The organism is Mesorhizobium sp. M7A.F.Ca.US.008.03.1.1 (assembly GCF_003997495.1).
Classification (GTDB): domain Bacteria; phylum Pseudomonadota; class Alphaproteobacteria; order Rhizobiales; family Rhizobiaceae; genus Mesorhizobium.
The window spans coordinates 61,970-77,491 of sequence record NZ_RZRU01000018.1 but is presented as its reverse complement, the minus strand read 5'-3'; the positions used below and the strand labels follow the sequence as shown (position 1 = coordinate 77,491).

The window sequence follows — 15,522 nt, the reverse complement described above, 5'->3', positions numbered from 1 at the left end:
TTGGCGCGTGTGAAGTTCATGTGATGCATGAACTTCAACGAGGCCGAAACGGTCCGCGACCGTTGCCGCAAAGACTCAACGACACGCTTTTCGCATCCATTTTCTCAGAAAGTGAATCTCTCGGAATCGTAAGCACTTGCCAGTGAATCAACTCTCTGATTCTCTGCTCGAAAGCGTTTCCTGATTTGAGTCGTTCGACGCGTTTTCAGCGTTTTCCGTCTGGGGGGGCAACCTGCCGGGAGACTCTGACTCAATGTTGCGGAAAATCTGGTTTTGGTCCGCCGTGAGAGAGGGGATGCCGGGGAATGAAAAACAAGCATGTGGCCGTCCTGCTGGGTGGTTTTTCGTCCGAGCGGCCCGTGTCCTTGTCCTCCGGAAAGGCTTGCGCCGATGAGCTTGAGAAGGAAGGTTACCAGGTCACCCGCGTCGATGTCGGGCGCGATGTCGGCTCCGTGCTTGCCGAGCTCAAGCCCGATGTCGCCTTCAATGCGCTGCATGGCCCTTTTGGCGAAGACGGCACCATCCAGGGTATCCTTGAATATCTCGGCATTCCCTACACCCATTCCGGCGTGCTCGCCTCGGCTCTGGCTATGAACAAGGAGCAGGCCAAGCGGGTTGCCAAGTCGGTCGGCATCGTGGTCGCCGAATCGAAGGTAGCCAGCCGCTTCGCCATCCAGAACAAGCATCCGATGAAGCCGCCCTATGTGGTCAAGCCGGTCAATGAGGGTTCGAGCTTCGGCGTCGTCATCGTGCATGAAGGCCAGTCGCATCCGCCGCAGGTTCTCGGCTCGTCGGAATGGAAATATGGCGATACCGTCATGGTTGAGCGCTACATCCACGGCAGGGAGCTGACCTGCGCGGTGATGGGCGATGTGGCGCTGGGGGTCTGCGAGATCATCCCGACCGGCCATTCCTTCTACGACTATGATTCAAAATATGTCGCCGGGGGATCAAAGCACGAATGCCCCGCAAAAGTTTCACCGAATATTTACCAAAAAATACAAACACTGGCGCTCAAGGCTCACCAAGCGATCGGCTGTCGGGGCGTTTCCCGGTCGGACTTCCGTTATGACGATCGTCATTCCGAAAACGGCGAGATTGTCTGGCTTGAGGTCAATACCCAGCCGGGTATGACGCCGACGTCCTTGGTGCCTGAAATCGCTGCCCAGGCCGGGCACTCGTTTGGCGATTTGTTGAGTTGGATGGTGGAGGACGCTTCGTGCCTGCGTTGAAATGGAGACAAGGTTGGGAGAGGAGTGCGGCGGGGCCGGCGCTGTTCGGCCTGCCATTGTCGTCGGGCCATTTCGTGCTGCCGCGCATGCTGCGCCGCCCGGTGCGCATTCTGGCGCGCCTGGGCGTCGGGGAATTCCAGGCGCCGCGCTTTTCCGCGGCCATGATGTCGGCCGTGCTGATTGCTTCGAGCAGTGCCTATGGCGCCTATCTCGGTGGTCATGTCGACGGTATCGTGCAGAGCATCACAGCCCGCACCGGATTTGCCGTCGATCAGGTCAAGGTGGTCGGCAATCGCCAAACCTCGGAAATCGATATACTCGACAGGCTTGAACTTGATGGCTGGACATCGCTGATCGGCTTTAATGCCGAGGCGGCGCGCGAGCGGATCTCCGGCCTGCCGTGGATCGAGGTTGCGGCGGTGCGCAAGGTCTATCCGCACACGCTGGAAGTGCGTGTCGAGGAGCGCGAGGCTTTCGCGCTCTGGCAGCAGGGCGACGAGCTTTCGGTCATCGAGAGGAATGGTGCCATGATCGCGCCGTTCTCGGGCGGCAAGCAGGTGCTTCTGCCGCTGCTGATCGGCACCGGCGCGCCGGCGAGCGCGCCCGATTTCCTGACCAAGGTCGAAAAATACCCCGAGCTCGCGAGCCGGATCAAAGGTTATATCCGTGTCGGCGAGCGGCGCTGGGACCTGAAGCTGGACAATGGCATCACCATCAAGCTTCCCGAGGACGACGAGGATCAGGCGCTCGCCGAACTCGTGAAGATGGATCACGACAACGGCTTGCTGTCGCGCGACATCGCCGCCGTCGACATGCGCCTGACGGACCGGCTGGTCGTGCAGTTGTCGGCGGAAGCGGCGACGCAGCGCGAAGCCGCCCTCAACGAGAAACCCAAGAGCCTGAAGCGCAAGCCGGAGACGAAGATATGAGCTGGCTTGGCGGTCCTGGCGATGCCGCGTCGCGCCGGTCTGGCACCCTGACGGTGCTGGATGTCGGTTCGAGCAAGGTCTGCTGCATGGTGGCCAAGCTCAAGCCGTGCGATGACGGCAAGCTGCTGCGCGGCCGCTCGCACCGGATCCAGGTGATCGGCATCGGCCATCAGAAATCGCAAGGCGTGAAGTCTGGTGTCGTGGTCGATCTCGACAGGGCGGAACATGCCATCCGCCTTTCCGTCGACGCGGCCGAGCGCATGGCCGGGCTGACGGTCGATTCTCTGATCGTCAACATGACCGCCGGCCGGCTGAAGAGCGAAGCCTTCTCCGCCACCATCAATCTTGGCGGCCATGAGGCCGACGAGGCCGATATCAAGCGCGTTCTCGGTGCCGGCGCCAAGCAGGCGCTGAAGGCCGAGCGCGAGGTGATCCATTCGCTTCCCGTCGGCTTCTCGCTGGATGCCGAACGCGGCGTGCGCGATCCGCGCGGCATGGTCGGCGACGCACTCGGCGTCGACATGCATGTGCTGACCGGCGACGCCGCGCCGATGCGCAATCTGGAGCTGTCCATCAACCGTTCGCATTTGTCGGTCGAGCGCATGGTGGCGACGCCCTATGCCAGCGGTCTGGCGGCCCTGGTCGACGACGAGCTGGAAATGGGTGCGGCCTGCATCGACATGGGCGGCGGCACGACGACGATCTCGGTGTTTTCGGAAGGCAAGTTCGTCCATGGCGACGCCATCGCCATCGGCGGCAACCACGTCACGCTGGACATGGCCAAGGGGCTGTCGACCTCGCTCGATGCCGCCGAACGGCTGAAGGTGATGCATGGCTCGGCGCTGCCGGGCAGCGCAGACGACCGCGACCTGGTCTCGATCCAGCCGATCGGCGACGATGGTGACGTGCCCTTGCAGATCCCGCGCTCGGTGATGACGCGCATCGTGCGCGCCCGCATCGACGAGACGCTCGAACTGCTGCGCGACCGGCTGAACAAGTCCGGCTATGGTAATGCAGTGGGCAAGCGTGTGGTTCTTACCGGCGGCGCCAGCCAGCTTGCCGGCCTGCCGGAGGCGGCGCGCCGCATCCTGGGACGCAATGTGCGCATCGGCCGCCCGCTCGGCGTGGCCGGCCTGCCGGAAGCGGCGAAGGGGCCGGCCTTCTCGGCCGCGGTGGGGCTTCTGATCTATCCGCAGATGGCGAGCTTCGAGAGCCATCCGGCGAAGGGAATTTCCGGTCTCAAAATGACCGGAACGGGCGGAAAACTGCATCGCATGAGTCAGTGGTTGAGAGACAGTTTCTAAAATTGACGGGGACAGCCCCATAGGCGGCCGCGGCGGCGAAGCGGCGTGAAAGGCAAAGGACGGAGACAATGACCATCAATCTGCAGAAGCCGGACATCACCGAGCTTAAGCCGCGCATCACCGTGTTCGGTGTCGGCGGCGGCGGCGGCAATGCCGTCAACAACATGATCACCGCCGGTTTGCGCGGTGTCGAGTTCGTGGTGGCCAACACCGACGCGCAGGCGCTGACCATGTCGAAGGCCGGCCGCCTGATCCAGCTCGGCGCGCATGTCACCGAGGGCCTCGGCGCCGGCTCGCAGCCGGAAGTCGGCCGTGCGGCGGCGGAAGAGTGCATCGACGAGATCCTCGATCACCTGACCAACACCCATATGTGCTTCGTCACCGCCGGCATGGGCGGCGGCACCGGCACGGGTGCTGCTCCCGTCGTTGCCCGCGCGGCGCGCGAAAAGGGCATCCTCACCGTCGGCGTCGTCACCAAGCCGTTCCATTTCGAAGGCCAGCGTCGCATGAAGACGGCGGATTTCGGCATCGAGGAATTGCAGAAATGCGTCGATACGCTGATCGTCATCCCCAATCAGAACCTGTTCCGGCTGGCCAATGACAAGACCACCTTCGCCGATGCCTTCGCCATGGCCGACCAGGTGCTCTATTCCGGTGTCGCCTGCATCACCGACCTGATGGTCAAGGAAGGCCTGATCAATCTTGACTTCGCCGACGTCCGTTCCGTCATGCGCGAGATGGGCAAGGCCATGATGGGCACCGGCGAGGCTTCCGGCGAGGGCCGCGCGATGGCCGCCGCCGAGGCGGCGATCGCCAACCCGCTGCTCGACGAGACCTCGATGAAGGGCGCCAAGGGCCTGCTGATCTCGATCACCGGCGGCCGCGACCTGACGCTGTTCGAAGTCGACGAAGCCGCGACCCGTATCCGCGAGGAAGTCGACCAGGACGCCAACATCATCCTGGGCGCCACCTTCGACGAAGAACTCGAAGGCGTCATCCGCGTCTCGGTGGTTGCCACCGGCATCGACAAGTCGGCGGCTGAAATCGCCGCCGCGCCGATCTCGATCCGCACGGCGCCTCCGAAGCCGGTCAGCCGCCCGGCGGCTCAGATCGCGGAGGTTCGTCCGGCGCCTGTCCAACAGGCGGCATACGAGCCACGCGCTGTCGACCCGGTCGCGGAAGCCATCCAACTGGCCGAAGCAAATGCCGCGGCCATGGCGCAGGCGCGCCCGGCTCCGGTCGCTCATACGGAAGATTTCCGCCCGCAGAGCAAGATCTTCCAGGCGCCGCCAGCACAGCCGATGCCGCATCCCGTGGTTCAGCAGATGCAGCCGGCCCCGCAGCCGCGTGAGATGTTGCGCGAAGCCCCGCAGCCGGTTGCGATGGCGCCGCAGCGTATGCCGCGCGTCGAGGACTTTCCGCCGGTCGTCAAGGCCGAGGTGGATGCCAAGAGCCGCCCGGTCGACCACGAGAACAACAGCGGACCGATGGGCCTGCTGAAGCGCCTGACCAATGGTCTGACCCGCCGCGAGGAAGAACCCGCACGTCTGCAGCCGGCGCAGCCGCGCGAGCCCAAGCTGCGCCAGGCCGCGCCCGAAGTGCGCCGTCTCGCCAGTCAGGATGCGCAGCTCTATGCGCCGCGCCGTGGCCAGCTCGATGATCAGGGCCGCCTGACGCCGCAGGTGAGGACGACTCAGGAAGACGATCAGCTGGAGATTCCGGCGTTCCTGCGCCGCCAGGCCAACTGATTGGTAAACGGATTGTAACATTTGTTAACAGGCGAGCGAGGAATCGCTCGCCTGTTAACGTTTTAAATGATTTGATTTCAATCACTTACAAAGTTTCACCCATTCCAGTTCGCGGTTACACCGAGTAAGAAACCGTGATTTGGAGTCTCCCTGACGGGACATTATCTTCGCTGCCTACCATCATCGGTTTGCCGGGATTTCGGGGGAAGTCGCCCTGCCAGCCGATTCACATAAGAGCCGCGCCCTCGGGCTGGAGAAGCGGACCTAGGCATTACGGGCTTATGGGGATTGTCTTGCACGACTATCAGACGACATTGAAGACGCGCGCGTCGCTTACCGGCACCGGCGTCCACAGCGGCAAGGAAGTGTCCATCAGCTTCGTGCCGACGGATGCCGACAGCGGCATCGTTTTCCAGCTTTTCAGCGGTGCGGAGCAGGGCCGCGAGTTTCGTGCCCTGGTCTCGGAAGTCGGCGCCACCGACCTCTGCACCATGCTTGGTGATCCCGCCGGCGAGCATATCGCCACGGTCGAGCACATCATGGCGGCGCTGTTTGGCCTCGGCATCGATAATGTCGCTGTCGAGATCGATGGTTCCGAGGTTCCGATCTTCGACGGCAGCGCCATGGCGTTCGTCGAAGCCATCGACCAGGCGGGCATCGAGACGCTTTCGGTCAAGCGCCGCTATATCAGGGTCATCAAGCCGGTCCGCATCGAGAACGGCGCCTCGTGGGCGGAGTTTCGGCCCTATGACGGGACCCGTTTCGAGATCGAGATCGACTTCGAAAGTCCGGCGATCGGCCGTCAGCTGTTTGCCTCCGACCTCAATGCCGATATTTTCCGTCGCGACATCGCGCGCGCCCGCACCTTCGGCTTCATGAAGGATGTCGAGCGGCTGTGGGCTGCAGGCTACGCGCTCGGCTCCTCGCTGGAGAACTCGCTGGTCATCGGCGACGACAACCGCGTCATCAATATGGGCGGCCTGCGCTATCCCAACGAATTCGTGCGCCATAAAACGCTGGACGCCATGGGCGACCTGGCGCTGGCCGGTGCCCGCTTCATCGGCTGCTTCCGCTCCTATCGCGGCGGCCACAGGATGAATGCCGCGGCCCTGCGCCGCCTGCTGTCGGACCGCACGGCGTTCGAGATCGTCGAGACGACGCGCCGTGAGCGTGGCCGCAGCGCCGAGATGAACGCCGTCAACGCGCCACTCTACGCGCCTTGGATGATCTGATTTCCCGGGTTTTTCGGGTTCCATGGGCGATAGCGCATGTTGCAGGAATGCACCACCCGCCAGTGAAATTGCATTGATGTCCAAGCAGCGTCCGGCCGCCACAAAAATGTGCGATTGGCCGGAGATAGCGTTGCCGGGCAAGGCGGTTATGGTTTATGGCTGCTGCCGTCGATTAGTGCATGTCGTTCAAAAGTGGGGACCAGTTTTGAAACAATGGCATGCAACTGGCATTGAAATAGCGCCGAAAGGGCGAGATCCAATCATGTTCTTCAAGCGAGTTGGTCAATTGAAAGCACCGCAGAGGGCCGTTTTCCTGGCGCTTTCAGTAGTTGTTCCATCGCTCTTCCTGTCGGCCTGCATGTCGTCGGAGAAAGATATCGACCTGTCGACCTATGTCGACCAGACCGAGCCGGCCGATGTTCTCTACAATCAGGGCCTTGCCAATCTCAATGCCGGGCGCCTGCAGGAGGCGAGCCGCAAGTTCGACGCCGTCGACCGCCAGCACCCCTATTCGGAGTGGGCCCGCAAATCGATGGTGATGGGCGCTTTTGCCGACTATCGCCAAGGCAATTACGACGAGGCTATCGGTTCGGCCAAGCGCTATCTCACGCTTTACCCGTCGACCGATGACGCCGCCTATGCGCAGTACATTATCGGCTTGAGCTACTACCGCCAGATCAAGGACGTGACGCAGGACCAGAAGGAAGCGCGTCAGACCGTTCAGACGATGCAGGATCTGGTCACGCGCTGGCCGACATCGGAATATGTCGACGACGCCAAGGAAAAGATCCGCTTTGCCAACGACCAGCTGGCCGGCAAGGAAATGCAGATCGGCCGCTACTATCTCGAGCGCCGCGAATACATCGCCGCTGTCAAGCGCTTCCGCACCGTGGTCGAGAACTATTCCAACACGCGCCATGTGGAGGAGGCGCTCGCCCGCCTGACCGAAAGCTACTACGCGATGGGCCTGACTTCGGAGGCGCAGACCGCTGCCGCCGTGCTCGGCACCAACTACCCCGACAGCTCGTGGTACAAGGATTCCTACAAGCTCTTGCAGAGCAATGGGCTTGCACCGCGCGAAAATGCCGGCTCGTGGATATCCAAGGCAGGGAAGCTGATCACTGGGGCTTGACGCCTGAGCATCGACTGAAGCGCTTGCAGCGCTTTTTCGGATTGATCCGGTGCTCAAACAAAAAGATAGTGCGGCGCTGCGACTCCAAATGGTCGCGTGCCGTTCTAGATTTGGGTTCTGATGCTTTCCAGACTGTCGATCCGCGATATCGTCCTGATCGAGAAGCTGGATATCGACTTCCAGCCGGGTCTTTCGGTGCTGACCGGCGAAACCGGTGCCGGCAAATCCATCCTGCTCGATGCCCTGTCGCTGGCGCTCGGAGCGCGCGGCGACGCGTCGCTTGTGCGCCATGGCGCGGCACAGGGCCAGGTCATCGCCGTCTTCGACGTGCCACGCAATCATCCTGCCCGTACGCTGCTTGCCGACAATGCGATCGAGGATGATGGCGACATCATCCTGCGCCGCCTGCAGACGGCGGATGGCCGCACCCGCGTCTTCGTCAACGATCAGCCTTCAAGCGTCACCCTGATGCGCGATGTCGGGCGCGCGCTGGTCGAGATCCACGGCCAGCATGACGAGCGCGCGCTGGTCGATCCCGGCGCGCACCGCGAGGTGCTCGACGCTTTCGGCGGTCATCTCGGCGCCGTCCGCTCGACGGGCGAGGCATGGCGGCACTGGCGCGCCTGCGAGCAGGAGCTGTCGCGTCACCGTGCCAAGGTGGCGGCGGCGGCGCGCGAAGCCGACTATCTGCGCGCGGCGGTGGCGGAGCTGACGAAGCTCGATCCGCAGCCGGGCGAGGAGACCGACCTTGCCGAACTGCGGGCGTCGATGATGCGGGCCGAGAAGATCGCGTCGGAAATCCACGATGCGCAGGATGTGCTGTCCGGCCCTTCCTCGCCCTTGCCGCAACTGGCCAGCCTGCTGCGGCGGCTGCAACGCAAGGTGACGGAGGCGCCCGGCCTGCTCGACGATGTCGTCAAATCGCTCGACGAGGCGATGCTGTCGCTCGACGCGGCGCAATCGGGCGTCGAGGCAGCACTGCGCGCCACCGAATATGATCCGCAGCGGTTGGAGAAGGCGGAGGAGCGGCTGTTTTCGCTGCGTGCGGCCTCGCGCAAGCACAGCGTCGCCGTCGACGATTTGGCGCAGCTGCGCGACACGATGTCGGCCGATCTCGCCGACCTCGATGCCGGCGAGGAACGCCTGCACGGGCTGGAAAAGCAGGCCGCCGCCGCGCGCGAGACCTATGACATTGCCGCAGCACAGCTGTCCTCGCTTCGTCATGCAGCTTCGGTCGGCCTGACCAAGGCGGTCATGGCGGAATTGCCGGCGCTAAAGCTCGAACGCGCTGCCTTTATCGTGGAAATGAAGAGCGATGCCGAGAGCCGCATGGAGGAGGGCATCGACCAGATCGAGTTCTGGGTGCGCACCAATCCAGGCACACGGCCCGGGCCGATGATGAAAGTGGCCTCCGGTGGCGAGCTTTCGCGCTTCCTTCTGGCGCTGAAGGTGGCGCTGGCCGACCGCGGCTCGGCGCCGACGCTGGTGTTCGATGAAATCGACACCGGCGTGGGCGGTGCTGTCGCCGACGCCATCGGCCAGCGGCTGGCGCGACTGTCAAAGCGCGTCCAGGTGCTGTCGGTGACGCACGCGCCACAGGTGGCAGCACGCGCGGCGACGCATTTCCTGATCTCCAAATCCGGCACCACCGACCGTGTCGCCACCGGCATTGCCGAGATGGACCGGCCGGCGCGGCAGGAAGAGATCGCGCGCATGCTGGCCGGCGCCACCATCACCGATGAGGCACGCGCTGCCGCCGAGCGGCTGCTGCGTGAGAACACCACGGCTGCATAAGAACAACGGGTGTTAGGGATCGAGTCAGGATATGGCTCCATCCTGCTGTTCAGGAATGATTTTCCCAAAATCCTGATCTATTGTGTAGCGCCACCGTTCGGGGAAGAAAAGCATGTCCGAGAAACCCGTTGATGCCCTGACCGAAAGCGAGGCCGAAGCCGAGCTGAAGCGGCTGGCGGAAGAGATCGCCGAGCACGACCGGCGCTACCATACCGAAGATGCGCCTGTTATCACCGATGCGGAGTATGATGCGCTGGCGCGGCGCAACCTTGCCATCGAGGAGCGCTTTCCGGCGCTGGTGCGCGAGGATTCGCCATCGCTCAGGGTCGGAGCAGCACCTGCGGAAGGCTTTACCAAGGTGCGCCATGCCGTGCCGATGCTCAGCCTTGCCAAGGCCTATACCGACGATGACGTCACGGATTTCATCGAACGCGGGCGGCGGTTCTTCGATCGCGACAAGGAGCTCGATATCGCGTTCACGGCCGAACCGAAGATCGACGGGCTGTCGGCTTCGCTGCGTTACGAAAACGGTGTGTTCGTGCAGGGCGCAACGCGTGGCAATGGCGCCGTCGGTGAAGACATCACCGCCAATTTGAAGACCATCGCCGACATCCCTGCGAAGCTGAAAGGTTCTGGCTGGCCCGACACCATCGAGATCCGCGGCGAGGTCTATATGACCTATGCGGAATTCGAGGCGCTGAAGCAACGCTCGGCAGCGGTGGGCGGCCAGGACTATGTCAATCCGCGCAATACGGCGGCCGGGTCGCTGCGCCAGAAGGATCCATCCGTCACCGCCAGCCGCAACCTCAAATTCTTCGCCTATGCCTGGGGTTACACGACGGCGGATCCCGCTCCGACCCAATATGATTCGGTGCAGAAATTTGCCGAGTGGGGGTTCAAGATCAGTCCCCTGATGGTGCGGGCGAAATCGGCCGAGGAGTTGATCGCGCATTATCATCGGATCGAGGAACAGCGCTCGGCCCTCGGCTACGATATCGACGGCGTCGTCTACAAGGTCGACCAGTTGGAATTGCAGCGCCGATGGGGTTTCGTCACCGGCGAACCGCGCTGGGCGGTCGCGCATAAATTTCCGGCCGAACAGGCGATGACAACCGTGCAGAAGATCGACATCCAGGTCGGCCGTACCGGTACGCTGGCGCCGGTTGCGCGGCTGGCGCCGGTCACTGTCGGCGGCGTCGTGGTCGAGAACGTCACGCTGCACAATGAGGACTATATCAAGGGCCTGGACAGCACCGGCCAGCCGATCCGCGACGGCATCGACGTGCGCATCGGCGATACGGTCGTGATCCAGCGGGCAGGCGATGTCATTCCGCAGATCGTCAGCGTCGTCATCGACAAGCGGCCTGCTGATGCGGTGCCCTACGAGTTCCCGCATAATTGCCCAATCTGCGGCTCGCCGGCGACGCGCGAGATCAACGAGAAGACCGGCAAGGAAGATTCGCGCCGGCGCTGCACCGGCGAACTGATCTGCCCCGCGCAAGCGGTGGAGGGATTGCGCCACTTCGTGTCACGCGGCGCCCTGGACATCGAAGGGCTCGGCGCGGAGAACATAGACACCTTCTTCAATGCGGGATTGATCAAGACGGCCGCCGATATCTTCACGCTTCGGGACCGCCGTCCGGCTGTCACCAGGGCGCTGGCCGAGCGCCGTGAGGAGCAGGCAAGGCAGCGCGAGGCCGCATCGGGCAAGACGCGCAAGAATGTGCGCAGCGTCGAGGATCGCAACTATGAGGGCCTCGACAAGCTGTTCGCGGCCATCGACTCGCGCCGCGAGCCGGAACTCGACCGTTTCATCTTCGCGCTTGGCATCCGCCATATCGGTGAAACGACGGCCGCCGTGCTTGCCCGCACCTTCTCGACCATCGAGGAACTGATCCGCGTCGGCAAGGAGACAGCGGCAGCGGAGGATCCACACACGGTTTTCCCCTCGGTCAACGGCATCGGCGATACCGTGATCGACGCTTTGCGCGACTTCTTCGGCAATGAGCGCAATGACGACGTGCTTGACGCGCTGCTCCGCCAAGTCAAGCCGAAGCCGTATATCGTCAACGTCTCGGCCGACAGCGAGGTCGCCGGCAAGACGGTCGTGTTCACGGGCTCGCTGGAGAAGATGACCCGCTCCGAAGCCAAGGCGATGGCGGAGCGCCTCGGTGCCAAGGTCGCGGGCTCGGTCTCGGGGAAGACGGATCTGGTGGTCGCCGGGCCGGGTGCCGGCTCCAAGCTCAAGCTCGCCAGCGAACTCGGCATCGAGGTGATCGACGAGGATGCCTGGCTGGCGCGGATCGGCAAGGCCTGATGGAAGGCGCATTCAAAGGGTTCGGCCCAAAAGCCATTCCGTTCCTCAAGGCGCTGGACTTCCACCAGAGCCGGGAGTGGTTCTTGGAGAACCGTGACCTGTTCGAACAGGAGTTGCGCGATCCGCTCAGTGATCTGGTCGACACGCTGACCGAGCGCTTTCAAGAGGCCGGGCTCGGCCTGCGCGGCGACCGCAAGAAGTCGCTGTTTCGCATCAATCGCGACGTGCGTTTCGCCAAGGACAAGCGGCCTTACAACAGGCATTTGTCGGCCATATTGTCGCCCGACGGCACCAAGATGGAGCAGGGCGTCTTCTACGTGCATATCGGACTTGAGCGCTGCTTTGCCGACATTGCCTGGTGGCAGCCGGAGCCGGCTTTGCTGCTTGCGATGCGCAAAGCCATCGCGACGAAGCCGGACAGGTTTCGCGCCCTGGTGGCGGCGTTGAAGAGGAACCGGCTTGAACTCGAGACCGAAGGCCGGATGAAGCGTACGCCACGCGGCTTTGAGGAAGTCAGCGATCCCGATCTGGTCGCGGCCGTCCGTCACCGGCATTTTTATGTCCAGCATGTCATCGATCCGGCCGGAATCCATACGGCTGATCTGGTCGACGAGCTCGTCGATTTCACCTTGCGCGCCAAGCCGCTGCTCGACTGGGGCAGGGCGATCGAGGGCAAGATCCTGAAGGAATAAGCGCCTAATCGCCGATCTGGCGATCATTTCCGCTGATCGTTTGGCTCAAGCGAATTCGTGTGACACGTCGAGGCGCGCCACCTACATACCGCCATTCCCTTGTCGTTGTGCATGTCGTTATCCACTTTTGGGCGACATGCATCAGGAGTGGTCGATGGCGACGGACGTAGTTTCCGAGAGCGGCGATAGCAGCGATTTCTGGCAGGGCGTGCGGCTGTCGATGCCTGTCGTGGTGGCGTCGGCGCCGTTTGCGGTGCTGTTCGGCGCGCTCGCCGTCGACAATGGTTTCTCGGTCCTGGAAGCCTTCCTGATGAGCGCGCTGGTCTATGGCGGCGCCAGCCAGATGGTCGGCATCCAGCTGTTCGGCCAGCATGTGGCGCCGTGGCTGATCGTGCTGTCGATCTTCGCCGTCAATTTCCGCCACGTACTCTATTCCGCCGGCATCGGCCGGCGCATCGCGCACTGGCCCGTCATCCAGCAGGCACTTGGTTATTTCATCCTCACCGATCCGCAATTCGCGGTGGCCGAGGCGCGGGCGCAATCGGGCCAGACGGTCGGCTTTGCCTGGTATCTGGGACTTGGCTTGCCGGTCTATCTGTTCTGGATCGTCGAAAGCGCGCTTGGCGCGCTGTTCGGCAAGCTGATCCCCGACACGCATGCGCTCGGCATCGATTTCCTGCTGCCGATCTATTTCCTCGGTCTTGTCCTGGGCTTCCGCAAACGGCCGCTGTGGCTGCCGGTGGTCATAGCCAGCGCTGCCGCCTCGATCATCGCCTATAAGACGGTGGGCTCGCCCTGGCATGTCTCGATTGGCGCTGTTGCCGGTGTGTTGCTTGCGGTCATCCTGCCTCCCCATCACAGCGGCGTAAAGGCACGGCCATGAGCACGACCTTCTGGATCATCATCGCCGGCGCGATCGCGACATATCTGACGCGCATCGGCGGGCATCTGGTCATCTCCCGCTTCGACACCATCCATCCGCGCGTCGAGGCCGGCCTCAATGCCGTGCCGGCCGCGGTGCTGACGACGCTGGTGGCGCCCGAGCTGTTGAATGCCGGGCCGGCGGAGTGGGCCGCACTGGTGGTCACCGCCGTGGTTTCGCTGCGCGGTGGGTTGATGGCGATGTTTCTGGCGGGGGCTGCGGTGTTGATCTTGGCGCGGCAGTTCGTCGGATAAGAACTCTTCCGAAGGGATTACTTTGAACGTTGGCGCCGCCCCTCGTTGCCCTGCCGGGCATTTCTCCCCGTAAACGGGGAGAAAGAAGCTCACCTCAAATCTTCGCGTCGTGCGGCAATGGCGCGGTGGCCTTTTCCAGCCAGGCCAGCGTCTCGCCATCGAGCATCGGGCCGATCTCGGCCAGCACGCGCGCATGGTACGAGTCCAGCCAGTGCAACTCGTCACGCGTCAGAAGGTCCGACTGCACCAGTCTGGTATCGATCGGCGCCAGCGTCAGTGTCTCGAAGCCGTGCATGGCGATGTCGCCGCCCTCGATCTCTTGCGCCGGCGTCACCAGGATCAGGTTCTCGATGCGGATGCCGTAGGCGCCTTCCTTGTAGTAGCCCGGCTCGTTGGACAGCATCATGCCTTCGAGCAGCTTTTCGGTGCCGGTGCGGGCGATACGCTGCGGCCCTTCATGCACGGCCAGATACGAGCCGACGCCATGGCCGGTGCCGTGGGCGAAGTCGCAACCGTGCTTCCACAGCGCCATGCGCGCGACGGCATCGATCTCGGAGCCGCGCGTGCCGGCGGGAAAGCGCAAGGTGGAAATGCCGATCATGCCTTTCAGCACCAGGGTGAACCGTTCGCGCATATCCTGCGTCGGCTGGCCGATCGGCACGGTGCGCGTGATGTCGGTGGTGCCGTCCTGATACTGCGCGCCGGAATCGAGCAGGAACAGCTCGCCGGCCTGTAGCTTGCGGCTGGTCGCGCGCGACACGCGATAATGCATGATGGCGCCGTTCGGGCCGGCGCCGGAAATGGTGTCGAAGGACACGTCGCGCAGCGGCATCTGCGTTTCCTCGCCGGTCTGCCGCCGCGACTCCTCCAGCCGGGTGACGACCGATATCTCGTCGAGCGAGCCGGGTTTTTGCCGCTCCAGCCAGCACAGAAGCTTTGCCACGGCCGCACCGTCACGGCGATGCGCGGCGCGCGAGCCGTTGATTTCGGCCTGGTTCTTGGTGGCGCGCGGGATGCGAGCGGGGTCTGCTGCTGCAATCACCGTGCCGCCATTCTCCTCGATCAGCATGCGCAACCTGTCGGCCGCCAGCACCGGGTCGAGTGCGATTTTCGCGCCACTCTTGGCGAGCGCTGTGATCGCCGCTTCGAATTCGCCGGGCTCATGCGGCTCAGCGAGCTGGGTGAGGTAGGCGGCGACCTGACGCGAGAATTTGCGTTTATCCATGAAAAGCTGGTGCGACCCATCGGCGGCGAGGATGGCGAAGCCGAGCGCCAGCGGCGTGTGCGGCACGTCGCCGCCACGGATGTTGAAGGCCCAGGCGATGGAGGAGGGGTCAGTCAGCACCGCATGGGTAGCGCCGTCCTTGGCGATCGCCGCCGCCAGCCGCGCCAGCTTGTCCTTGGCGAGCTCGCCGGCAAAGCCGATCGGGTGAAGCTCGACGGGTGCCACTGGCGCGTCGGGCTGATCCTTCCAGATGATGTCGATCGGGTTGTTGTCGAGCGGCACCAGCACGGCGCCGTTCTTGTCGACTGCGGCCTGCAGCGCCTTGACCTCGCTGATCGTGTGCAACCATGGATCGAAGCCGAGCCGTGCGCCCTTGCCAAGATTGTCGTTCACCCAGACAGCCGGGGGATTGTCGACCAGGCTTTCGATCGAAAAGACGTCGAGATCGACCTCGCTGCGCACCTGCAGCGTGTAGCGCCCGTCGACAAAGACGAAGGCGCGGTCGCGCAGGACGATGGCGACACCGGCCGAGCCGCTGAAGCCGGTCAGCCATTTCAGCCGCGCCGAACGGTCGGCGACATATTCACCCTGGTGCTCGTCGGCGCGCGGCACGATGAAGCCGTCCAGCCCGTTGGCTTCGAGCCATTGGCGCAGCAGCGCCGCGCGCGGTTTGCCGACGGCCGGGTCGCCCGCGGAATCGAAGGTCTGGAACATGGTGGGCCTCCTGCAGTCGGCGTAACC

General features: G+C 63.5%; 12 protein-coding genes. 11 read left to right on the top strand and 1 reads right to left on the bottom strand.

Translation table 11 applies throughout. From position 1 onward, the window contains the following. The first annotated feature begins 305 nt into the window (after nucleotides 1–305). From EOA16_RS23070 to EOA16_RS23020, 11 genes are all read left to right on the top strand, one after another. Complete coding sequence (locus EOA16_RS23070; protein ID WP_064993821.1) at nucleotides 306–1,232, top strand: D-alanine--D-alanine ligase; 927 nt, start codon at nucleotides 306–308, stop codon at nucleotides 1,230–1,232. Next, nucleotides 1,220–2,161, top strand: a complete 942-nt coding sequence (locus EOA16_RS23065; protein WP_127260303.1) for a cell division protein FtsQ/DivIB — start codon at nucleotides 1,220–1,222, stop codon at nucleotides 2,159–2,161. The genes EOA16_RS23070 and EOA16_RS23065 overlap by 13 nt, the downstream gene beginning before the upstream one ends. After that, nucleotides 2,158–3,465: a cell division protein FtsA gene (gene ftsA / locus EOA16_RS23060; RefSeq protein WP_127260302.1), complete on the top strand. Its 1,308-nt coding sequence runs from the start codon at nucleotides 2,158–2,160 to the stop codon at nucleotides 3,463–3,465. The genes EOA16_RS23065 and ftsA overlap by 4 nt, the downstream gene beginning before the upstream one ends. Before the next feature lie 68 nt (nucleotides 3,466–3,533). Further along, nucleotides 3,534–5,213, top strand: coding sequence for a cell division protein FtsZ (gene ftsZ, locus EOA16_RS23055; RefSeq protein ID WP_127260301.1), 1,680 nt, complete (start codon nucleotides 3,534–3,536; stop codon nucleotides 5,211–5,213). Nucleotides 5,214–5,494: 281 nt separating this feature from the next. Next, the gene (gene lpxC / locus EOA16_RS23050) at nucleotides 5,495–6,445 is read left to right on the top strand and encodes a UDP-3-O-acyl-N-acetylglucosamine deacetylase (RefSeq protein ID WP_127260300.1); all 951 of its coding nucleotides are present in this window, start codon (nucleotides 5,495–5,497) and stop codon (nucleotides 6,443–6,445) included. Between the two features lie 262 nt (nucleotides 6,446–6,707). Further along, on the top strand, nucleotides 6,708–7,577 hold the full coding sequence (locus EOA16_RS23045) for an outer membrane protein assembly factor BamD (RefSeq protein WP_063168306.1): 870 nt from the start codon (nucleotides 6,708–6,710) through the stop codon (nucleotides 7,575–7,577). 120 nt (nucleotides 7,578–7,697) lie between these two features. Continuing rightward, nucleotides 7,698–9,371 (top strand): DNA repair protein RecN, encoded by a 1,674-nt coding sequence (recN, locus tag EOA16_RS23040; protein ID WP_127260299.1) that lies wholly within the window; start codon nucleotides 7,698–7,700, stop codon nucleotides 9,369–9,371. Nucleotides 9,372–9,483: 112 nt separating this feature from the next. After that, nucleotides 9,484–11,688, top strand: coding sequence for an NAD-dependent DNA ligase LigA (gene ligA, locus EOA16_RS23035; RefSeq protein ID WP_127260298.1), 2,205 nt, complete (start codon nucleotides 9,484–9,486; stop codon nucleotides 11,686–11,688). Beyond that, on the top strand, nucleotides 11,688–12,380 hold the full coding sequence (locus tag EOA16_RS23030; protein ID WP_127260297.1) for a TIGR02453 family protein: 693 nt from the start codon (nucleotides 11,688–11,690) through the stop codon (nucleotides 12,378–12,380). The genes ligA and EOA16_RS23030 overlap by 1 nt, the downstream gene beginning before the upstream one ends. A 154-nt stretch (nucleotides 12,381–12,534) precedes the next feature. Next, nucleotides 12,535–13,263 carry an AzlC family ABC transporter permease gene (locus EOA16_RS23025; protein ID WP_127260296.1) on the top strand — a complete coding sequence of 243 codons (729 nt, stop codon included), beginning with the start codon at nucleotides 12,535–12,537 and terminating at the stop codon, nucleotides 13,261–13,263. Next, entirely contained in the window at nucleotides 13,260–13,556 is a 297-nt protein-coding gene (locus EOA16_RS23020; protein WP_057142891.1) for an AzlD family protein, read from the top strand. Before EOA16_RS23025 ends, EOA16_RS23020 begins: the two co-directional genes overlap by 4 nt. 94 nt (nucleotides 13,557–13,650) lie before the next feature. Here EOA16_RS23020 and EOA16_RS23015 read toward each other — a convergent pair whose 3' ends face one another. Further along, a complete protein-coding gene (locus EOA16_RS23015) occupies nucleotides 13,651–15,495 on the bottom strand; it encodes an aminopeptidase P family protein (protein WP_127260295.1) in 1,845 nt (614 codons plus the stop codon). Between the last annotated feature and the right edge of the window lie 27 nt (nucleotides 15,496–15,522).